General features: G+C 69.8%; 15 protein-coding genes and 1 pseudogene. 4 read left to right on the top strand and 12 right to left on the bottom strand.

Annotated features, from left to right (window positions below):
- Window positions 1-541, bottom strand: a pseudogene (locus KIT86_RS12455) (histone deacetylase family protein); the annotation flags it as partial.
- 47 nt (window positions 542-588) lie between these two features.
- A complete protein-coding gene (locus KIT86_RS12450) occupies window positions 589-1,671 on the bottom strand; it encodes an ornithine cyclodeaminase (protein WP_297398780.1) in 1,083 nt (360 codons plus the stop codon).
- A 121-nt stretch (window positions 1,672-1,792) separates the two neighbouring features.
- Here KIT86_RS12450 and KIT86_RS12445 point away from each other — a divergent pair, with 121 nt between their 5' ends.
- Window positions 1,793-2,218, top strand: coding sequence for an Lrp/AsnC family transcriptional regulator (locus KIT86_RS12445; protein ID WP_297398778.1), 426 nt, complete (start codon window positions 1,793-1,795; stop codon window positions 2,216-2,218).
- A gap of 19 nt (window positions 2,219-2,237) precedes the next feature.
- Window positions 2,238-2,768, top strand: coding sequence for a cysteine hydrolase family protein (locus tag KIT86_RS12440; RefSeq protein ID WP_297398776.1), 531 nt, complete (start codon window positions 2,238-2,240; stop codon window positions 2,766-2,768).
- 15 nt (window positions 2,769-2,783) lie between these two features.
- On the opposite strand, the gene KIT86_RS12435 is transcribed toward KIT86_RS12440, so the two are convergent.
- From KIT86_RS12435 to KIT86_RS12420, 4 genes are all read right to left on the bottom strand, one after another.
- Window positions 2,784-3,626: an enoyl-CoA hydratase-related protein gene (locus KIT86_RS12435; protein ID WP_297398774.1), complete on the bottom strand. Its 843-nt coding sequence runs from the start codon at window positions 3,624-3,626 to the stop codon at window positions 2,784-2,786.
- 86 nt (window positions 3,627-3,712) lie between these two features.
- Complete coding sequence (locus KIT86_RS12430) at window positions 3,713-3,991, bottom strand: hypothetical protein (RefSeq protein WP_297398772.1); 279 nt, start codon at window positions 3,989-3,991, stop codon at window positions 3,713-3,715.
- An 86-nt stretch (window positions 3,992-4,077) separates the two neighbouring features.
- Window positions 4,078-5,319 (bottom strand): DNA polymerase IV, encoded by a 1,242-nt coding sequence (locus KIT86_RS12425; protein ID WP_297398770.1) that lies wholly within the window; start codon window positions 5,317-5,319, stop codon window positions 4,078-4,080.
- Window positions 5,320-5,345: 26 nt separating this feature from the next.
- Complete coding sequence (locus KIT86_RS12420; RefSeq protein ID WP_297398768.1) at window positions 5,346-6,497, bottom strand: alpha-hydroxy acid oxidase; 1,152 nt, start codon at window positions 6,495-6,497, stop codon at window positions 5,346-5,348.
- A gap of 163 nt (window positions 6,498-6,660) precedes the next feature.
- On the opposite strand from KIT86_RS12420, the gene KIT86_RS12415 reads away from it, so the two are divergent.
- Window positions 6,661-6,972: a DUF4124 domain-containing protein gene (locus tag KIT86_RS12415; RefSeq protein ID WP_297398766.1), complete on the top strand. Its 312-nt coding sequence runs from the start codon at window positions 6,661-6,663 to the stop codon at window positions 6,970-6,972.
- A 27-nt stretch (window positions 6,973-6,999) separates the two neighbouring features.
- Here the strand turns inward: KIT86_RS12415 and KIT86_RS12410 are convergent, their stop codons facing one another.
- From KIT86_RS12410 to argH, 6 genes are all read right to left on the bottom strand, one after another.
- Window positions 7,000-7,986: a tripartite tricarboxylate transporter substrate binding protein gene (locus KIT86_RS12410; protein WP_297398764.1), complete on the bottom strand. Its 987-nt coding sequence runs from the start codon at window positions 7,984-7,986 to the stop codon at window positions 7,000-7,002.
- A gap of 34 nt (window positions 7,987-8,020) precedes the next feature.
- Window positions 8,021-9,175: a mandelate racemase/muconate lactonizing enzyme family protein gene (locus KIT86_RS12405; RefSeq protein WP_297398762.1), complete on the bottom strand. Its 1,155-nt coding sequence runs from the start codon at window positions 9,173-9,175 to the stop codon at window positions 8,021-8,023.
- Window positions 9,176-9,304: 129 nt separating this feature from the next.
- Window positions 9,305-10,195: a LysR substrate-binding domain-containing protein gene (locus KIT86_RS12400; protein WP_297398760.1), complete on the bottom strand. Its 891-nt coding sequence runs from the start codon at window positions 10,193-10,195 to the stop codon at window positions 9,305-9,307.
- Window positions 10,179-12,338 carry a penicillin-binding protein 1C gene (gene pbpC / locus KIT86_RS12395; protein ID WP_297398758.1) on the bottom strand — a complete coding sequence of 720 codons (2,160 nt, stop codon included), beginning with the start codon at window positions 12,336-12,338 and terminating at the stop codon, window positions 10,179-10,181. The genes KIT86_RS12400 and pbpC overlap by 17 nt, the downstream gene beginning before the upstream one ends.
- Window positions 12,335-18,274, bottom strand: a complete 5,940-nt coding sequence (locus tag KIT86_RS12390; RefSeq protein WP_297398757.1) for an MG2 domain-containing protein — start codon at window positions 18,272-18,274, stop codon at window positions 12,335-12,337. The genes pbpC and KIT86_RS12390 overlap by 4 nt, the downstream gene beginning before the upstream one ends.
- A 77-nt stretch (window positions 18,275-18,351) precedes the next feature.
- A complete protein-coding gene (argH, locus tag KIT86_RS12385; protein WP_297398755.1) occupies window positions 18,352-19,803 on the bottom strand; it encodes an argininosuccinate lyase in 1,452 nt (483 codons plus the stop codon).
- A gap of 147 nt (window positions 19,804-19,950) precedes the next feature.
- Between argH and KIT86_RS12380 the strand changes: the two genes are divergently transcribed.
- Entirely contained in the window at window positions 19,951-21,012 is a 1,062-nt protein-coding gene (locus KIT86_RS12380; RefSeq protein ID WP_297398753.1) for a sensor histidine kinase, read from the top strand.
- The last annotated feature ends 39 nt before the right edge of the window (window positions 21,013-21,051 follow it).

Below are 21,051 nucleotides of genomic sequence, written 5' to 3'. Positions count from 1 at the left end.
GGAAGCAGTAGCCCCCCAGGAAGTCCGGCGCCGCCTGGTGGCCGGGCGGGCGCGTGAGCGCGAAGGCGCTGCGTTCGCCGCCGGCCACGGTCTGCGCCGCAGCCAGCGCGCAGGCCGCGCCGCCGCGCGCGGCCGCCCAGGTGCCGGCGGTCAGGGGCGAGCCCGAGTCAAACGAGAACAGGCCCAGGCGCGCCGCGAAGTTGTGCGGCAGCACGTCGTGGCGAAAGCCGTGGCGGTTGGCCAGGGGCCACACCGAGGGCAGGGCGTCGCGCTGCGAATTCGCCGGGTCCATGGCCACCCAGTCGTCCCAGGCGGTGGCCAGGAAGGCCAGGTAGCGCGCGCCGTGCACGCGCGCGATGGCCGCGTCCAGCGCGGCGGCGTCCACCGCCGGCGGGGCCAGGGGCCCCAGCGGGCGGCGCTGCAGTTCGGCGAGCACGAAGTCCAGCCGCGCGGGCACTTCGTGGCAGGCCACCATGCGGCCGCGGAACATTTCCTGCTGGCCGACATGGCCGGCGTGATGGGGGTTGTGAAAGGTTTTCATGGGAACGCGAACGGGAGGGGAGGCCCATCGTAGCGGCAGCGGCCGCCTCAGGCCGCCAGCGCGAGCGCCACCGGCCGGGGTTCGGCGGCCCGGTGCAGCAGGCCGAACAAGTCCTTCGGGTCGGCCAGCGCGGGGATCAGCGGCAGCGCCTGGCCCAGGCCGAGTTCGCCTGCGGCCTCGCGCAGGAAGCGCAGGGCCGAATAGTCTTCCAGCGCGAAGCCCACCGAGTCGAACAGCGTGACCTGCGCCGCGTCGGTGCGACCCGGGGTGTGGCCGGCGAGCACGTGCCAGAGTTCGGTCACGGCGAAGTCGGCGGGCAGGTGCTGCAGGTCGCCTTCGACGCGGGTCTGCGGTTCGTACTCGACGAACACGGCGGCCATGCGCAGCACATCGGGGTGCAGCTCGGTCTTGCCCGGGCAGTCGCCGCCCACGCCGTTGATGTGCATGCCGGGCTCGACCATTTCCGGCGTGAGGATGGTGGCGTTGGTCTTGTCGGCGGTGACGGTGGTCACAATGTCGGCGCCGCGCACCGCCTGGGCGATGCTGTCGCACGCGATCAGCCGGAGGCCGGGCTGGCCCGCGAGGTTGCCGATCAGCTTTCGCGTGGCGGCGGAATCGGTGTCGTACAGCCGGATCTCGTCAATGCCCATGAGGTGATGGAAAGCCAGGGCCTGGAATTCGCTCTGCGCGCCGTTGCCGATCAGCGCCATGCGCCGGCTCTCTGGGCGGGCCAGGGCGCGCGCGGCCACCACCGACATGGCGGCGGTTCGCAGCGCGGTGGTGAGTGTGAGTTCGCTCAACAGCACGGGCACGCCAGTGGCCACGTCGGCCAGCACGCCGAAGGCCATCACCGTGGGCAGGCCGCTGCGGGTGTTCTTGGGGTGGCCGTTGACGTACTTGAAGGCGTAGGTGGCGTCGTCGGCGATGGGCATCAACTCGATCACGCCGTCGGTGGAGTGGTTGGCCACGCGGGCCGACTTGTCGAACGACGGCCAGCGCAGGTAGTCGGCGTGCAGGGTGCCGGCCAGGCGGTCCAGCGTCGCGGGCAGGCCCAGGCGGTGGACCAGGGTGGCCACATCCTGCGCGCTGAGGAACAGGGTGGGCAGGGCGGGGAAGGCAGCGGGTTTCATGGGGAATCCTTGGGTGATGTCTTCAGTGTCGCCAAGGGCCTGTTCAATGTAAATCGGCAACTTTGCTTGAATTTCGTCAGAAGATTGCCAAAAAGACAGCATCGAATCGCATAATGCCTCGATGGACGCCCTGGACCAGCAATTGATCGGCCTGTTGCGCAAGGACGCGCGCACCAACGTGGCCGCGCTGGCCAAGAAGCTGGGCGTGTCGCGCGGCACGGTCACCAACCGCATCGCTCGGCTCGAAGACAGCGGGGTCATCGTCGGCTACACCGTGCGCCTGCGGCCCGATGCCAAGCCCGATGAGATCAGCGCCTGGATGAGCGTGGCGGTGGAAGGCAACCAGACCCGTGCGGTGATCGCCAGCCTGCTGGGCGAGCCTGGCGTGGCGGAGCTGCACGACACCAATGGGCGCTGGGACCTGCTTGCCGAACTGCGCGCGAGCAGCCTCACGGAGCTGTCCCAGGTGCTCGAACGCATCCGCCTCATCCGGGGCATCAGCAGCACCGAGACCAGCCTGCACCTGGCGACGTACCGCCTGTCCTGACCACTCCACGGGAGCACTCATGAAAACCGCCTTGCTCATCATCGACATGCAACAGGGCCTGTGCGAAGGCGAGGGGCGCGCCTACGCGAGCGACGAGGTGATCGCGCGCATCAACCGCGTGGCGGCCCGGCAGCGGGCGGCGGACGCGCCGGTGATCTTCATCCAGCACGAGTCCGCCACCGGTTACCTGGAGCACGGCACCCGCGAATGGCAACTGGCCGATGGCCTGGAACTGCAACCCGGCGACCTGAGGGTGCGCAAGAAGACGCCCGATGCTTTCCTGAACACCGACCTCGAAGCGCTGCTCAGGAGCCGCGAAGTCAAGGAGCTCATCGTCTGCGGCATGCACACCGAGTTTTGCGTGGACACCACCACACGCCGCGCGCTCGCGCTGGGCTATCCCGTGGTGTTGGTGGCCGATGCCCACACCTCGGCCGGCAACGCGGTGCTGACCGCGCCGCAGGTGATCGCGCACCACAACGCGACACTGACCAACATCGCCAGCTTCGGCCCGCGCGTGCGCACGGTCCGGAGCGCGGACCTGTCGTGACCCGCGCCGCGCGGATCAGCCCAGGGCCTTGAACGACTGCAGTCCGGCCAGCGCCGTGAACTGGCCCGCGCGCTTGTCTTTCATGGCACTGATCGCCTCACGGACGTGGGCGTTGCTCCACACCGTGCCCTGCAGCCAGCCCATCTGGCGCAGGCTGTCTTCCACCGAGTGGTCGCGCGCATAGGTCACCGCCTGCTTGGTCCCCCAGATCGCCACCGGGGGCTTGGCGGCGATTTCTTTCGCGCACTGCAGCGCGGCAGCCACGGTGGCTTCGTGCGTGTCGAACACCTCGTTCACCAGGCCATAGCCGAGCGCCTTGCTCGCCGGCAGGCGGCGCCCGGTGTAGGCGAGTTCCTTGACCACGCCGAAGGGGATGAGCTTGGGCAGGCGCTGCAACGTGCCCACGTCGGCCACCATGCCGATGTTGATCTCCTGGATGCAGAAGAACGCGTCGGCGCTCGCATAGCGGATGCAGGCGGCGGTGACCATGTCGACCGCGCCGCCGATGCACCCGCCCTGGATCGCGCAGATCACCGGCATGCGCAGGTTCTCGAGCCGCGTGAAGGTGGCCTGCATGTCGGTGAGCAAGTCGAAGATGGCGGCACGGCCCTCGGGGCTCTGGTCGTCCATCTGGATCGCGCCGCCAAAGGTCTCCAGCGCCATGCCGGCACTGAAGTGCTTGCCCGTGCTGCTGATCACGAGGGCGCGCGCCTGGCCCTCGTGGTGCAGCTGCGCGAGCAGCGCGTCGAGCTCCCGCCAGAAGGCCGGGTGCATGGTGTTGAGTTCGGCCGGCCGGTTGAGCACCAGGTGCGCAACGTGGTCGGCCGTGGTGAGGGTGAAGCAGGTCGGTGCGGTCATGGCGGGCGGGTCTCGGTGGTGGGCAACGGCCCACTGTAGCCCGCACCGGCCCGGCGGACTGTCCCGACCCGGACGGCCCAGGCCGCTCAGTTCGGCGGCCCCAGCCAGTCGCAGCGCAGGCGATGCGAGCGGTGTACCTTGCGGCGCCAGCCGACGTACAGCCCGGGCGCCCAGATGCCCATCACGCAGAAGGGCAGCAGCCACAGGGCGTCCGAGAAGAAGGCAGGCACGCAACCCACCCAGCCCATCACCCAGGCCGTGAGCATGCCGTCCCACAGCTGGTATTCCAGCGGGTGGTCGCGGCGGTGCACCACGTGCCAGCGTTTGATGCGCTCCAACTCGTCAAGCCTGAGACAGAGATTCATGGCAGACCTCACGGGAATGCGGCTGACATCCAGTCGCTTCCACTGTAAGTTTCGCGTCAGCTTGCGTCAATGGCCGCCGCGCGGCCTCAGAACAATTGGGCCGGCTCCGGGGGGCGTTCGGGCTCGGGAGGCACCTCGCCGAGCTTGGCCAGGGAGCCCACGCGCACGCCCAGCAGGCGGATGCGGCGCGTGAGATCCACCCGCTTGAGGCACAGCCCGGCATGGCGGCGGATGCTGGCCGCGTCGCTGGTGAAATGGGCGATGGTGCTGTCGCGGGTGACGATCTGAAAATTGTCGTAGCGCAGCTTCACGCCGATGGTCTTGCCCACGTAGCCTTTGCGCTGAAGGTCCTCGGCCACCTGCTCGCACAGGCGGGTGAAGATGGCGCCGAGTTCGGCGCGGTCGCGCACGGCGTGCAGGTCGCGGTCGAAGGTGGTCTCGCGGCTCATGCTCACGGGCTCGCTCTCGGTCTGCACCGCGCGCTCGTCGCGGCCCCAGGACACCTCGTGCAGCCAGGCGCCATAGCTCTTGCCGAAGTGCGCCACCAGCCATGGCCGCTCGCGCTGCGCCAGCTCGCCGATGGTGTGGATGCCGTGGCCCTGCAGCTTGGCGTCGGCCTTGGGGCCCACGCCGTTGATCTTGCGGCAGGGCAGGGGCCAGATCAGCGTCTGCAGGTCTTCCATGTGCACGATGCTGATGCCATTGGGCTTGTGGAATTCACTGGCCATCTTGGCGATCAGCTTGTTGGGTGCCACGCCGATCGAGCAGGTCAGGCCCGTGGCCTGGAAGATGCTCTTCTGGATCAGGCGCGCCAGCACGCGCCCCCCTTCGCGCTGGCCGCCGGGCACGTCGGTGAAGTCGATGTAGACCTCGTCCACGCCCCGGTCTTCCACCGTCGGCGCGATCTCCCGGATGGTGTGCTTGAACAGGCGCGAGATGCGGCGCACCTCGTCGAAGTCCACCGGCAGCAGGATGGCCTGGGGGCAGAGCTTGGCCGCCTTCATGAGCCCCATGGCCGAGCCCACGCCGAACTGGCGCGCGGCGTAGGTGGCGGTGGTGGCCACGCCACGGCCCACGTAGGTCTCCAGGCGGGGAAAGAATTCGACCGGGATGTGGGCCAGGTCCTCACCGGTCCATTCGCGCTCGGGGTAGGTCTCGCGCAGCCGCGCGAGCATGTCGTCCTCGCGCCGCCGCCCACCGCCGATCACCACGGGCAGGCCCTTGAGCTGTGGGTAGCGCAGCAGCTCGACCGACGCGAAAAAGGCGTCCATGTCGAGGTGCGCAATGCGCCGGATGCGGGCCGTGGGAGTGGTCACGGCGGTGAGCATAGCGGCGATGCCGCAGGGTGGGTTGTCTACCGCGGATATGTACCGGGCAGCAGGATGCCTTTGTCGACCTTCTCGATCTGCGTGTGGCCGCAGAAGGCCATGGTGAGGTCGAGTTCCTTGTGCAGGATCTCCAGGCACTTGCTCACGCCGGCTTCGCCCATCGCGCCCAGGCCGTAGAGCATGGGCCGCCCGATGTAGACGCCGCGGGCGCCGAGCGCGCGGGCCTTGAGCACGTCCTGCCCGCTGCGGATGCCGCCATCCATGTGCACCTCGATCTGGCCGCCCACCGCATCCACGATGGCCGGCAGGGCCTCGATGCTGCTCTGCGCGCCATCGAGCTGGCGGCCGCCGTGGTTGCTCACGATCAGCGCGTCCGCGCCCGAGGCCACGCAGAGCTTGGCGTCTTCCACGTCCTGGATCCCCTTGAGGATGAGCTTGCCGCCCCAGCGCTTCTTGATCCATTCCACGTCGCCCCAGTTGAGCGAGGGGTCGAATTGCCGGGCGGTCCACTCGCTCAGGCTGCCCATGTTCTCCACGCCGCTCACATGCCCGACGATGTTGCCGAACTGCTTGCGCTTGGTGCCCAGCATGCCCAGCGCCCAGCGCGGCTTGCTGGCGATATCGAGGATGTTGGCCAGCGTCATCTTGGGTGGCGCGGTCAGGCCGTTTTTCAGGTCCTTGTGGCGCTGGCCGATGATCTGCAGGTCCAGCGTGAGCACCAGCGCGCCGCACCGGGCGGCCTTGGCGCGGTCGATCAGGCGCTCGATGAAAGCGCGGTCGCGCATCACGTACAGCTGGAACCAGAATCCCTCGCCCGCGTGCTGCGCCACGTCTTCGATCGAGCAGATGCTCATGGTGGAGAGCGTGAACGGGATGCCGAACTTGCGCGCGGCGCGCGCGGCCAGGATCTCGCCGTCGGCGTGTTGCATGCCGGTCAGGCCGGTGGGCGCGATCGCCACCGGCATCGCCACCTCCTGGCCGACCATGGTGCTGCGCGTGCTGCGGTTTTCCATGTTCACCGCCACGCGCTGGCGCAGCTTGATTTTCTGGAAGTCCTCGTGGTTGGCGCGGTAGGTGCCTTCGGTCCACGAGCCGCTGTCGGCATAGTCGTAGAACATGCGCGGCACGCGCCGCTGGGCCAGGACGCGCAGGTCCTCCACATTGGTGATGACGGTCATCTCGGGAAGTCTCCGTTGTTTTGGGTGACGTGGCATGTTAGCCGCGCGCCCTGCAATTGGCTTGTGAAAGCGGGGCGGACCCCTTTGAAATTTTTGCTGCAGTGCAGCGGCCTCAGGCAGACGAACGGCGGAACCGCCCCGGTGCCGGCGGAGTCGCACCGCCATGAAGCTGCACACCCTCGCTCTCGCGCTGGCCCTGTCAGTGCCCGGCGCGCTGCTGGCGGCCGACGTCTACCGCTGGGTCGACGAACGTGGCCAGTGGGTCTATGGCACCCATGTCCCGCCGCAACACCGGGCCCGGGCCGTGCCGGCCGATGCGCCGCTGCCGCCGGGCACCAGCGCCTGCGAGGCCCGCTGGCACCGCTACATGGCCAGTGCAGCCTGCTTCGACCAGTACCGCGTGGTCGGCGGCGGACTCAAGCCCGAGGCCTACCAGCGCTGCACCGAAGTGCCCCAGCCCGACCCCTGCACCTGAGCCTGGGCCGGTCCTGGCCCCGAGGGCTCACTGCGCGGTGATCTTCTGCTCGCGGATGACCTTGCCCCATTCGGCCGACTCGCGCACGATGTCGGCGGCCAGCGGCCCGGCCGGCATGTAGGCCGGCACGGCGCCCTGTTGCGCGGCGATCTGCGCGATGTCCGGGGCTTCCATCACGGTGCGCAGGGTGTCGCTCAGGCGCTCGACGATGGCCGCCGGCGTGCCGGCCGGTGCCAGCACATACAGGCGCGGCACCGCCGAGAACCCGGGCAGTGCGTCCGACAGCGGCATGATGTCCTCGGCGCCGGCGAGCTTCACCGGGTTCATCACGGCCACGGCGCGCAGCTTGCCCGCCTTGGCCTGGGCGATGGCCGAGGTCGCGCTCACCACGCCAAAGGGCACCTGGCCGCTCATCACGTCGGGCACGATCTGCGACGCCCCCCGGTAAGGAATGTGCACAACGAAGCTGCGCGCCTGGCCCTTGAGCATTTCGAAACCCAGGTGGTGCACCGTGCCCACGCCCGAGGTGGCATAGGAGTACCGGCCGGGGTTGTCCTTGAGCAGCTTCACGAACTCGGCCGGCGTCTTGGCGGGCACTTCGTTGTTGGCCACGATCACCAGGGGCAGGGTGAACACGCCGGCCACGGGCGAGAAGGCCTTGATGGGATCGAAGCTCATGCGCGGCTGCAGGTGCTGGGCGATCAGCAGCGAGCTGTCGCCCAGCATGAGCGTGTAGCCATCGGGTGCGGCGCGCGCCACCGCGTCGCCCGCGATCAGGCCGGCCGCGCCGGTGCGGTTGTCCACCACCACCTGCTGGCCCAGCAGGTTGGACATGCGCGGTGCGATCAGCCGCGCCATGGCATCGACGCCGCCGCCTGCCGAGTAACCGACCAGCAGGCGCACCGGCTTGCTGGGCCAGGCCTGCGCCCAGGCGCTGCTGCCGAGGGTGGCGGCCAGGGCGAGGGCCAGCGCGGCGCGCCGGCCGATCGAAAAGCGGTTGTTGAGGTGCTGCATGTCTTGTCTCCGTTGTTTTCGTGGGGAATCGGTGTCAGGCCTTGCCGGCGCCGCGCGAGCCGGGTCGTTTGGCAAGCTCCGCCAGCCGCTCGGGGTTGGGCCTGAAGCCCAGGCCCGGTGTCTCTGGCAGGCGCAGCACGCCGCGCTCGGGCTTGGGCAGGTCGTCGAACACCAGCTCGCAGCATTGCACGGCGACCGAGTGGTATTCCACCAGCGAGCCGTTGGCCAGGCCGGCGTGCAGGTGCATGTTGTGGTGGGGCCAGGCGCCGCCATTGGCAAAGCGGGTGTTGAAGGCGGCGGCCATGCCCGCGATGCGGCTGCACTGCGTGAAGCCGCCGCTGATGCAGGCGTTGGGCTGCACCACGTCGACCGCCTGCGCGACCAGCATGTCGCGAAAGCGCGAGGCCAGGCCTTCGTTCTGTCCTGCGGCCAGCGGGATCGAAGTCTTGGCGCGCAAACGCGCGAGGTTGGGAATGTCGTTCTGCGACACCGGCTCTTCGAAGAAGCTGATGTCGTAGGGCTCCACCTTCCTGGCCAGCGACAGCGCGTGGAAGTAATCTAGGCTGCAGTTGGCGTCGATGTAGATCTGCACGTCCGGCCCGACCGCCTCGCGCACCGCACGGATGCGCTGCACGTCCTCGGCGATCACCTGGTCCAGCGGCCGGGGCTCGTCGCGGCGTTGCAGCGCGTGGTGGCCCACCGTCATCTTCAGGCGCGAGAAACCGCGGCCCACCCACTCGCGCGCGGCGGCGGCGAGTTCGTCGCGGTCGAAGAAGTTGAAACCAAAGGTGGCGTACACCGGCACCTCGGCGCGCGCGCCACCGAGCAGGCGCCAGCAGGGCTCGCCCAGCGCCTGGCCCTTGATGTCCCACAGCGCGAGGTCGATCGCGGCGATGGCGTGGCTGGCGTAGCCCGACTGGCCGCGCGGCGTGAGCAGCCAGTAGAGGCGCTCCCAGACCTGCTCGTGGCGCATCGGGTCCATGCCCACCAGGTGGTGCGCGGCGATGTCGTTGACGATGCTGCCGATCACCTCTTCCTCGGTGATGGCGGTCATGCCGGTGCCGACGAGGCCGGTGTCGGTTTCGATCGTGACCAGGCAGACCGAGAGGCTGGTGGTCTGGCTGCGGCTGGGGGATTGCACGGTGACGGGCAGGTTCAGCGGCGTGGCGCTGACGCGGGCGATTTTCATGAAGTCTCCGGCGCGGCCTGGGTGGCGGCGCTTGATGTTGTGGGGGGCTGGGCGCCAGTGTAGGAACGGCCCCGTGTGGGCCGCAATGGTGTGTGGCAAAGGCGGCTTTCGCGTTTCGCGAAAGCCCGATCAGCCGGCGGTGAGCGCGCGGATCAGTGTGAGCGCAGCCGGTGCCGGCGGCGCGTCGGTGCGGGTGGCGATGTGGTGGGTGCGCCGTGCCCAGGGGTCGGACAGCGGCACCGCCGCCAGCGGCAGGTGCGCCAGCTGGGGTGCGATCGCCTCCAGCGGCAGCACGCCCACCCCCAGGCCGGCGGCCACCATGCGGCACACGGCGTCGAAGCCGCGCATGCGCATGCGCACGTGCAGCGGCTTGCCTGCGTCGGCTGCCGAGGCCAGCAGGCGGTTCGACAGGGCCGTGCCGTCCGTGAGCGTGATGAAGGCCTCGTCCAGCGCATCGGCCAGCCGCAGCCGGCGCCGGGTCGCCAGGCGGTGCGAGCGCGGCGTGAGCAGCACCAGGGTGTCGCTGAAGAAGGGCGCGAAAGCCAGGCCCGCCGGCGGCACGGGCAAATCCACCACGCCGAAGTCGGCCCGGCCTTCGATCAGCGCCAGCGGAATCTCCGGGCTGCCGCGCTCCTCCAGGTCGATGCGGATCAGCGGGTGCGCTTTCATGAACTGCTCCAGCCGCTGAGGCAGCACTTCCAGCAGCGCCGAGGTGTTGGCCAGCACGCGCACATGGCCCTGCAGGCCTTCGCTGTAGCCGCGCAGGTGCTGGGCCAGCCGGTCGGCATCGGTCAGCAGCGCGCGGCTGCGCTGCACCAGCATCTGGCCCGCTGGCGTGAGCTGCACGCCGCGCGAGGAGCGCTCGAACACCCGGAAGCCGAGCGATTCCTCCAGCGCCGTGATGCGCGAGCTGGCCGCGGCCACGGCCAGTTGCAGGCGTTCGCTGGCGGCGCTGATGGAGCCGAGGTCGGCCGCCGCCACCACGACGCGCAAGGTGCTCAGGTCAATGGTTTCTTGCATGGGTTTCTCTCACACCGGCGCCGCGCACTTCGAAGCGCACCTCGTCCAGCACCGTGCCGCGCGCATCGGTGAGCTGCATCACATGCCGGCCCGGCCACGGCAGCCACTGCAGCCGGGTTCCCTGGCCCAGGGGCTTGCCGTCCAGGCGCCAGCGGCCACCGGGGCCGCTGGCCACGAAACCCAGGCGCTGGCGGTTGGGGGGAATGTCCGGGTCCAGGGCGACGATGGTGCCGGGGGCCGGGCTGCGGATGCGCAGCACGCTGCCGGAGGCCCGCGCCGGGGCGGGCGTGTCCATGGCAAAACGGGTCTGCTCGGTGCCGGCGAGGAACCACTCGCTGCGCGCCGCCTCCAGCGGCCGCGTGCCCTGCGCGCCCTCAAACGAGGTGCGCGCCTGCACCAGTCCGGCCGGCGGGCGCGGTGCGCGGCTGGGGGTGTGGGTGTGCAAGTGCTGCATGACGCTGGCCCAGACGGGCGCGGCGCCGCTGGTGCCGCTGACGTCCCACATCGGCGCGCCATCGGCGTTGCCCACCCACACGCCGACCGTGAAGCGCTCGGACCAGCCCACCGCCCAGTTGTCGCGCATGTCCTTGCTGGTGCCGGTCTTCACGGCGGACCAGAAGCGGGTGGCCAGGATGCTGTCCGTGCCGAAAGTGCGCGCGCGCGCGTTGCTGTCGCTCAGGATGTCGCCCACGATGAAGGCGGCGCGCGGGTCGATGGCCGGTGCCGCTTGCGGGGGCTCGCCGACAGGGCCGTAGCGCCCGCCGTTGGCCAGCGTGCGGAAGGCGTTGGTCAGCGAGAGCAGCGGCACCTCGGCGCTGCCCAGGGCCAGGCTGTAGCCGTAGTAACCGGCGGGCTCGCGCAGGGGCAGGCCAAGCGCGCCGAGCTGGTGGTGGAACGCGTCGGGCGAGACCATGACCAGCGTGCGCACCGCCGGCACGTTGAGCGACGCCGCCAGCGCCGTGCGTGCGGAGACCCAGCCTTTGAACCGGCGGTCGTAGTTCTGCGGGATGTAGAGGCCGCTGGTGGTGGGAATCGCGGCCGGCGAATCCTCCAGCAGGGACGCGGCCGTCATGCGCCGCTCGGCGATCGCCTGGGCATAGAGGAAGGGCTTGAGCGTGGAGCCCGGCTGGCGCAGCGCGGTCACACCGTCCACCTCCGACGCGGCGCTCAGCTCGCCCGACGAGCCCACCCAGGCCAGCACGTCGCCGCTGGCGTTGTCGAGCACGACCAGCGCGCCGTCCTGCACATGGCGGCCCTGGAGTTCGCGCAGGTGGCGCTGCAGCGTTTGGAGCGCGAAGCGCTGCAGCGGGGCGGACACGGTGGATCGCACCGACTGCGCCGGCCCGGCCGCCAGCAAGCGCCGCGCGTGGTGGGGCGCGATGCCCTCGCTGGCGGCGAATTCGCGGCCTTGCAGCGCGATGGTGGTCAGGATGCGCAACTCGCCGCAATCCACCGGCGTGCCGGCCTGCATGAGCTTGAGCACGCCGCAGGCGCGCTGCGCGACCTGGGCGGGTCTGGCGTTGGGTGCGCGCACCAGCGCGGCGGACACGGCGGCCTCGCGCTCGTCCAGGCCATGGGAGGCCTTGCCGAACAGCGTGCGCGAAAGCGCGTCGATGCCCACGAGCTCGCCCCGGAACGGCACGAGGTTGAGGTAGGCCTCCAGAATCTGGTCCTTGCGCCAGCGGCGCTCCAGTTGCTGGGCCGCCACCGCCTGGCCGAGCTTCTGCGTCAGCCGGCGGCCGCCCGCACCGCGCTGCAGCTCGCCGTCGGGCTCGTCGAGCAGCGCGGCCAGCTGCATGGTGATGGTGGAGGCGCCGCGTGTGCGGCTGTTCCACAGGTTGCCCCAGGCCGCGGCCGAGACCGCTCGCCAGTCCACGCCACTGTGCTGGTAGAAGCGCTGGTCTTCGCTCAGCAGCAAGGCCGTGCGCAGCGCGGGCGACACGTCGGCCAGCGCGATCCATTCGCCCCGTCGCGCATGGTGGTCGATGCGCACGCGCTGCAGCAGCTCACCCTGGCGGTCGAGCACGCGCGCGTCGGACGAGCGCCAGCCCGCGCGCACCTCGGCAAAGCCGGGCAGGGCCTGCGCGGGCAGCGCCAGGCCCAGGCCGAGCGCCAGCGCCGCGAGCGCGTGGCGCCCATTCACCGCACGGCCTCCACCTTCACGCGGGCATTGGGCATCTCGCCGAACATCTCGGGTGCGTACATCGCCTCCACGCGGCTGGGCGGCAGCGAGAACTCGCCGACGTTGTTCAGTCGCACCGTGTATTCCATCCTGAAGACGCCCTTGGGCACGTACTCGTGGTAGCTGCGGTAGGCCTCGAAGCTGCGCTCCTCGAAGGCCGGCCAGGCGTTGCCGGTCGGGCTTCTCTGGCCCGCGGTGGCGATCTGCGAATCGCGGCCCAGCCCGCCGCCAAGGATGGTCGCGCCGCCCGGGATCGGGTCGGTGACCACCACCCAGGTCATGTCGGCGGCGGCGTTGACTTCCAGCGCCACGCGCCAGACGTCGCCACGCGTGTGCGTGCCGCCGACGGCCTGCTCGACCGGGGTGATGGTCTTGCGGATGGTGTAGCCGGCGCTCAACGGCGCCTTGAGCGGCACGGCGGCGATGGACTGCAGCGTGAGCCAGGGCTTGCCGCTGCCCTGGTGCGTCACGCCCAGCGTGCCCTTGCCGCCATCGGCCTGCCACGGCAGGAAGCCGGTGTTGTTCTTCAGGTTGCCCGGGCCGGTGGGGGCGCCGAACCAGGTCGTCCGGTTGGGCGCGCCGAGCGCATCGGTGGTCTTGACCCGATCGACCTTGGCCCAGTCGATGGCGGCGGCTCCCGTGCCCAGGGTGGCGCGCGTCGTCCCTGAGACCGGTGTGGCTTCGAATTGGGCGGAGAACTTCTCCAGCGCCAGGCCGCCCCAGAGGTTGGCGGTGGTCGTGTGCCAGGCGCCGCCCTGCTGGCGGCCGATGAAGCCGCTGGCCAGCCGCCCCATGTCGTCCCGCCAGGCCGGGTCGTCCATCACCGCGAGCATCAGGCGCGCGGTGTTCACGTCGCCGTTGGCCATGAGCCACCACCAGTAGTCGTCCTGCTCGGTGCTGAAGACCAGCCTGGTGCCCTGGAAACTCAGGCGCGCGCGCAGCACCTGCAGGGCTTCGGTCAGGCGCTGATCGCGCTGCGGCACGTCGCTCACGCGCCGCAGGATGTTGACCCAGTCGATCACCGCGCTGGTGGGCCACTGGTTGGGCGCGAGGGTGATGCTGCCCAGCATGCGGGCCCGCGCCTTGCCGTAGCGCGAGAGCGCTTCGATGGCGGCGAGCTTGCGCACGTCCAGGTCCTTGCGCGGGCTCCAGAACTCGCGCGAGATGCGGCCTTCCACAAACGCGATCAGGCCGCGCTCCATGGGCGCGCGCGCCTCGTCGGGCAAGCCGAAGGCCGGGTCGATGGCCGAGGCCTCGTGCGTGGCCGCCAGCAGGTAGGCCGTGAGCGTGTCGCTGCCCCGGTTGGCGTCGCCTTCGCGCGGCGGGAAGTAGCTGGCCAGGCCGTCGGCGTCGAGGTAGGTGGGCAGTTGCGCGACCACGCCCTGCCAGAGCTTCGCATCGCGCAGGCCCACGGCCTTGCTGGCCTTTTGCTCCAGGCAGACGAACGGGTAGTTGGCGAACCAGTCGCGCACGCCGGGCAGGCCCTCGGCCAACGTCGGCTGCAGCGCGAGCTTCAGGCCGCCCCGGCCCGGCAGCGCGCCAGCGGGCGGCGCCACGTCGAGCTGGAACGCGCCATCCACCTGCACCAGCGTGGCCTGCTGCACCGCCAGCGGCACGGCGGGCACGATGCGCTGCCGGGCCTTGAGCGCGTCCTTCGCGCCGCCCAGCACATCCCTGGCTTCGATGTCCCACAGGATGGCTTCGGCGCGCGTCTGGGCCAGCTGTGCCGGCGCCGTGACTGTCCAGGCCACTTCGCGCGACTCGCCGGCCGGGATGTCCACCGTCTGCGGCGCGAGCTCGAGCAGCGTGGCGCGCGGCGAGACGGCCACCTTCATCGCCTTCTGGGTGGTGTTGCGCAGCGTGAGCTGCGCGCGGAACTGGTCGTCCTCGCGCACCAGCGGCGGCAGGCCGCTGATGATCTGCAGGTCCTGCGTGGCGCGCACGCTGGTCTGCCCGGTGCCGAAGAGGCCGGTGCCCAGGTCGGCCACGGCGACGATCTGGAAGGTGGTGAGCGCGTCGTTGAGCGGCACGGTCACGACCGCCTGCCCTTTGGCGTCCAGCACCACGTTGGGGTTCCACAGCAGCAGGGTGTCGAGCAGTTCGCGCGCACCGCTCTTGCCGCCGCCGCCCCCGGCGGGCACCGCCTTGCGGCCGTAGTGGCGCCGGCCGATGATTTCCATCTGCGCGGTGGACGTCTCCACGCCCCAGGCGCGCTGTTGCAGCATCGCGTCGAGCAGGTTCCAGCTGCGGTTGGGCATGAGCTCCAGCAGGGCCTGATCCACCGCCGCGAGCGCCACTTCCGCGTTCGCCGCCGGCTGGCCGTTGGGCAGCTTCGCGGTGATGGTCACCCGGGCCTGACCGCGCACCGGGTAGCTTTCCTGGTCGGCCTTGACGCTCACGTCGAGCTGGTGGGCGCGCGTGCCGACGCGGATCTCGGCCAGGCCCAGGCGGAACGCTGGCTTGCTCAGGTCCACCAGCGCGGTCGGCGCGACGTACTCGCGGCCCTCGTACCAGAACGAGGTCCACCACTCGCGCGGCGCCTTGTAGCCCCAGGTGAAGAACGAGTACCACGGCACCTCGCGCAACCGGCCCCGCAGGGCCAGCACGCTGACGTACACATTCGGCCCCCAGCCTTCCTGGACCTTCAGTTGCACCGTCGGGTCCTGTCCATTGAGCTGCACCACCTGCGTCTCGAGGATGCCTTCGCGCTCCACCGTCAGCAGCGCGGTGGCGAAGCGGAACGGCATGCGCACCTGGAACTTCGCGGTCTCGCCGGGCTGGTAGGTCTTCTTCTCGGGCAGCAGGTCGATGCGGTCGTGGTTCTCGCCGCCGAACCAGAGCTCGCCCTGGCGCGTGACCCACACCGAGCTGGCCGCCTGGATGCTCAGGCCCGCCGCGTCCTGGGCGGTCACGATGAGTTCCACCTCACCCGGTTCGCCCAGTCTGGCCTCGCACAGCAGCAGGCCGCGCGCATCGCTCTGGCCGCTGCAGACCGTGCCCAGGTCTTTGGTCTGGGTCTGGTTGTCGTAGGTGTAGAAGCCGCCCACCATGCGCTTGCGGCTGGTGGTGGTGATGCGGGCCACCGCCTTCACGCTCAGCGCGACCTTGGCCGCGGGCTTGCCCGCCAGATCCAGCGCCAGCGCCTGGAACTGGATCTTCTGGCTGGCCGACACCCAGCCTTCGGTCTTGATGCCCGCGATCACGTTCGCTGGCCACACGGTGGAGACGCTGCGCAGCGTCTGCACCTCGCCGTTCGGATCGGCGTAGCTCGCCTCCAGCAGCAGTTCCTGCGGCTGAGGGGCGGTGGGCACCTGCTCGATGGTCAGCGCGCCCGCGCCGTTGCGGTCCAGCGTGATGGGCAATTTGTCGGCGATGACGCGCTGGTCCTGCGAGGCCGCGGCTTCCTCTTCGCCTTCTTCGTTCCCCGGCGCGCCGTCCGCTCGGGGCGGCTGGAAGCTGAAGCCGTCGAAGTCGCGGAAGCTGAGGAACTTGTCGCGCACCGAGGCCGACACGCGCACCGGCAGGTTGGCCGCGCCGCCGCCCGAGACGTAGCTGACCTGCAGCTGGGTGGGCACGCTCTTCACGTTGACCAGTGCCTGGCCTGCCTGCGGCGCGATGCGACCTTCGAGCACCGGCAGGCGGAACTCCTCCACCCGGAACTCGCCGCTGCTGTATTGGCGCTGGCGCTCGTCGGCGCTTTTGAGCGTGACCTCGTAGTTGCCCAGCTTGGCGCTGGCGGGCACGGCAAAGCTGTTTTCAGCGCTCTGGCCGCCGGTGGCCGTCTTGCGCCAGGCCACGGGCTGCGTGAACTGCTGGCCGCTGCCGGTGTGCGTGATCACCAGGGTGTCGGGCAGGGTTTCCGGCAGGCTGAAGCCCTGGCTGGTTTCGGTGCGGATCAGGTGCTTCATCGACACCGTCTCGCCCGCGCGCAGCAGCGTGCGGTCGAACACGGTGTGGGCGCGCGCGTCCGGGCGCGGATCGCGGCTGGTCGGCACGTTGAAGCGCCAGGGTTCGATGCCCCGGTACCAGTCGCTCCAGGTGAAGGCCATGTCTTCGGTGGCGCCGTCCTGGAGCCGCGCGCTGACGAAATAGGCTTGCGTGCTTTCACCGTCCCCGCTGCTGCAGCGGGGTGCTTGCGGCGGCACGTCCTTGAATTCGACCACGCCTTGGGCGTTGGTGGTGCCGGTGGCGACTTCCTTGCCCGCGCAGTCGGAGACGCGCACCCGGGCGCCGGCGGCCGGCTTGCCCTTGTCCAGCGTGGTCACCCAGGCCAGCGCGTTTTCGCGCCCCAGCTTGAAATGCACGCCCAGGTTGGTCACCAGCGCGGAGGTGCGCACGTACATCGTGCGCGAGCCACCGTAGCGCGCGTCCAGCAGGGCACCGCCCAGCGCGGGGGATGCGATCTCCACCACATGGAAGCCCGGCGTGAGCGGAATGCCGACCACCTCGAAGGGGCGCGGGTCGTTGGTGGCGGGCCGGGGCAGTTCCATCGCTTTCACCCCGGCCTGGCCCTTGAGCAGCGACACCGCGCGCGATTCGACCCAGCGCTTGTCCCGGTCTTCCAGCACCTTGGGCAGCGGGCCCACCGTGTCGGCCTGCGCCAGCTTGCGCGAGACGTTGAACTGGTCGTAGCGCTGCAGCTTGCGGAACCAGGCAATGATCTCCGCGTCGGTTTTGGGCTGCAGTTCGTTCACCTGACCGGGGCTGAGGCCCTGCACCTGAAGCGCGGCCTCCACGTTGCGCAAGGTCACGGGCAGCAGCGGGGTGCCGCCCGGTTCGGCGAAACGCTCGACGATGCCAAAGGGCGAAGCGGCGAATTTGGCCAAGGGGGGCATCGCGCCCGTGGCCACCGCCAGCGGAAAACCCTGGGCATTGGCCGGCGCGCGGCCCGCGTCGTCCTTGAAGTTCTTCGGCAGCTCGACGGTGAACGCGGCCTGTTCCGCGAAGGGGGGCTTGAACGACAACTCGGTGACCACGCTGTCGCCGTCGGCGTGGCTGTCCGCGTCGAACACCGGTGGGTGCGTCTGCTGGGCCGATTTCAGGCGGATGCCCTCGGCCAACTTGCGCGGCACGGGTGCGCTGAAGTTGAGCGTCATCGGGCGGATCGGCAGGCAGGCGGCCTGGGCGTTCTCGCGCTCGCAGCTGAAGCCCACGGTAAAGGCCTCGCGGACCTGGAAGTCGAAGCGCTTCTCCACGCTGTTCGCGATGCCCGAGGGCGTGACCACGCCTTTGCCGTACACGAGGGAGACCTTGGTGTCTGGCGTGAAGCGGCGGTTGCAGGCCAGCGTCGCGTAGCGCTGCGGCTCCTTGTCCGCCAGCTTGTCCCAGCCATTGGCTTTGAGCAGATCGGCGCGGTCCCTGCCTTCGATGAGCCGGACCGGCACGCGCTCGCCCAGGCCTTCGATCGCGCACCACACCTGCGATTGCAGACTGGCGGTGGTGGCCGCGCCGTTGAGCCGCAGAACGAAGTGCTGTTCCTCGTCGATGCGCGACGAGGGCCCCGGGCGCACCTGCTGCACGAACGGGCCACCGGTGTGGAAGCTGCTGCGGCTCACGGCCAGTTCCGTGCCCTTGGGCGACTTGAAGCCGCTTTTCACCTGCACCGAGCAATTCACGCCGGGCGGCAGATCGTTCTCGAAATCGAAAACCCATTCGCGGTCGCTGGTCCAGCGGCCGTTGCCCCGGGTGGCCTGGGCGTCGCTGCAGCTCAGCGAGACCGGTGCGGGCGCCTGGGCGTCGCCGAAGTTGACGGCACTCTCATTGAACTTGACGACCACCTGGCGCACCCGGGCCACTTCGCCCTGGGGCGAGACGCTGGTGATCTGAAGCGCGGAGGCGGGCAGGGCAACGGCCAGCCACGCGGTGGCGACCCAACGGAGCGGGATGTTGTTCTTCAAGGCTTCCTCCATGGCAGACGCCAAGGGTAGCTCAAAGCCCGCTGCCGATCCGATGCCCCTGCACGGGGCGCGCAAGCTTAGCCGAGGCGCTTGCGGTGGCGCGCGATCTGCGCCAGCACCTGGGCCGGCGCGGTGCCCCCCAGGGTGTTGCGCGCGTTGAGGCTGCCGCGCAGGCTCAGGCACTCGTACACGTCTTTCTCGATCGAGGCATTGAAGCCCTGCAGCACGGTCAGCGGCAACTCCGAGAGGTCGCAGTTGTGCGACACGGCAGCCTTGACCGCGTGGGCCACGGTCTCGTGCGCGTCGCGAAAGGGCAGGCCCTTCTTCACCAGGTAGTCGGCCAGGTCGGTCGCCGTGGCATAGCCCTTCTTGGCGGCTTCTTCCATCGCCACGGCATTGACCGTGATGCCGCCCTCCTTGGTGCCGGTGGCCGGGTTCAGCTGGCCGCCCACCATCTCGCCGAAGATGCGCAGCGTGTCCTTGAGCGTGTCCACGGTGTCGAACAGCGGCTCCTTGTCTTCCTGGTTGTCCTTGTTGTAGGCCAGGGGCTGGCCCTTCATGAGCGTGATCAGGCCCATGAGGTGGCCGACCACGCGGCCGGTCTTGCCGCGCGCGAGCTCGGGCACGTCGGGGTTTTTCTTCTGCGGCATGATGGAACTGCCGGTGGTGAAGCGGTCGGCGATCTTCACGAAGCCGAAGTTCTGGCTCATCCAGAGAATGAGTTCCTCGCTGAAGCGGCTGATGTGCACCATGCACAGGCTGGCCGCCGCGGTGAACTCGATCGCGAAATCGCGGTCGCTCACGCCATCCAGGCTGTTCTGGCACACCTGGGGCTCGCCGTGCTCGTCCACCATGCCCAGGGTGCGCGCCACGCGCTCGCGGTCCAGCGGGTAGGTGGTGCCGGCCAGCGCGGCGCTGCCCAGAGGCAGGCGGTTGGTGCGGCGGCGCACGTCGGCGAAGCGCTCGGCGTCGCGCGAGAACATCTCCACATAGGCCAGCAGGTGGTGCGCGAAGCTCACCGGCTGCGCCACCTGCAGGTGGGTGAAGCCGGGCAGGATCACGTCCACGTTCTTCTCGGCCACCGCCACCAGCGCGCGCTGCAGCTCGTTGAGCAAGGGGACGATGAGGTCGATCTCGCCGCGCAGCCACAGGCGCACGTCGGTGGCGACCTGGTCGTTGCGGCTGCGGCCGGTGTGCAGGCGCTTGCCGGCGTCGCCCACGAGCTGGGTCAGGCGCGCCTCGATGTTCAGGTGCACGTCTTCGAGGTCGAGCTTCCACTCGAACTCGCCGGACTCGATCTCTGCCGTGATCTGGGCCATGCCGCGCTGGATGGCCTCGAGGTCGGCGGCGCCGATGATGGCCTGGTGCGCCAGCATCTCGGCGTGGGCGAGGCTGCCGGTGATGTCGGCTTGCCACAGGCGCTTGTCAAAGAAGACGCTGGCGGTGTAGCGCTTGACCAACTCGCTCATGGGCTCCGAGAATAGGGCGGACCAGGCTTCGGATTTTTTGTCGAGTTGGTTGGTGGACATGGTGTACCAGCGGCTGGATGGAAGAAGGATGGAGCGCGAGTGCGCCTGGGATGGGGCTTGGGGCAGTGGGCCCCGGCCGGTTGTCGGCGCGGCAGACCCCTGTAGAGGCCCTCACGGGGCCGACCCGAAGACGGATCAGTGCTTCCCATGAAAGATTCCAGAATTTTATCGAGCTTCCAGGAACTGGCGCATGCCGCAGGTGCGCGCCCGCTCGCGGACATGCCCGAGGACCTGCGCGTGAGGGTGCAGGTGTTTGACACCTGCCAGGTCGGCACGGTGCTGCGCGCGGTGCTGTTCGTGCAGGCCATCGTGGCCGTGGCCGCCCTGTTCGGCGCCCAGACCTTCGTGGCCTGGGTCACGCAGCTGGCCATCTACACCGGTGCCGCCCTGCCTGCCGTGCTGGCCTGGCTGCTGACGGTGTGCGGCCTCAAGCGCCAGCTGGGCCTGTTGCCGATGCCGGGCCAGTGGGGGGCGGCGATCGGATTTGGCGCGCTCTCGGGGCTCTACGGCTGCGGCCTGCTGGTCTGGATGGGCCTGGCCGAGCCCTCGCCCTGGCTGGCCAGCGCCGCCTCGGGCGCGCTCGTGTCCGGGGTCCTGGTGGCCGCGCTGATGTGGCGCTCCAAGGCGCGCGGCCCCGCTGGCGCCACCGCCCGCCTGGCCGAGCTTCAGGCCCGCATCCGCCCGCATTTCCTGTTCAATACCCTCAACAGCGCGATCGCGCTGGTGCGCGAGGAGCCGGCCAAGGCCGAAAACTTGCTTGAGGACCTGAGCGAGCTGTTTCGCCACGCGCTGGCCGATGCCAAGGAGGCGGTGCCCCTGTGGCAGGAGCTGGAGCTGGCCGAGCACTACCTGGCGATCGAGCAGGTGCGGTTCGGCGATCGGCTGAAGGTGGAGTGGAGCGTGGACGAGACGGCGTCCAAGGCCAAATTGCCTCCCCTCATCCTGCAGCCGCTGGTGGAGAATGCGGTCAAGCACGGGGTGGAGCCCAGTGCGAGCGGGGCGGTGGTGCGCATCAGCACCCAGCGCCGTGGCAGTGTGGTGGTGATCAAGGTCACCAACACCGTGCCGGCGGGCAGCGGACGGCGGGGCAACGGCCTGGCGTTGGACAATGTGCGCCAGCGCCTGACGCTGTTGCATGATGTACAAGGGCGCTTTCAGAGCGCCTTGGTGAATGGCGTGTTTCAGGTAAGACTGGAAATACCGGTATAAGCGGGGTTTGAATGAACCACCGAACCGGATCTGGCAACG

Source organism: Hydrogenophaga sp. (assembly GCF_026125825.1).
Classification (GTDB): domain Bacteria; phylum Pseudomonadota; class Gammaproteobacteria; order Burkholderiales; family Burkholderiaceae_C; genus Hydrogenophaga.
Note: the sequence above shows the minus strand (reverse complement) of the source record. Positions and strands in the feature narration are given on the sequence as shown.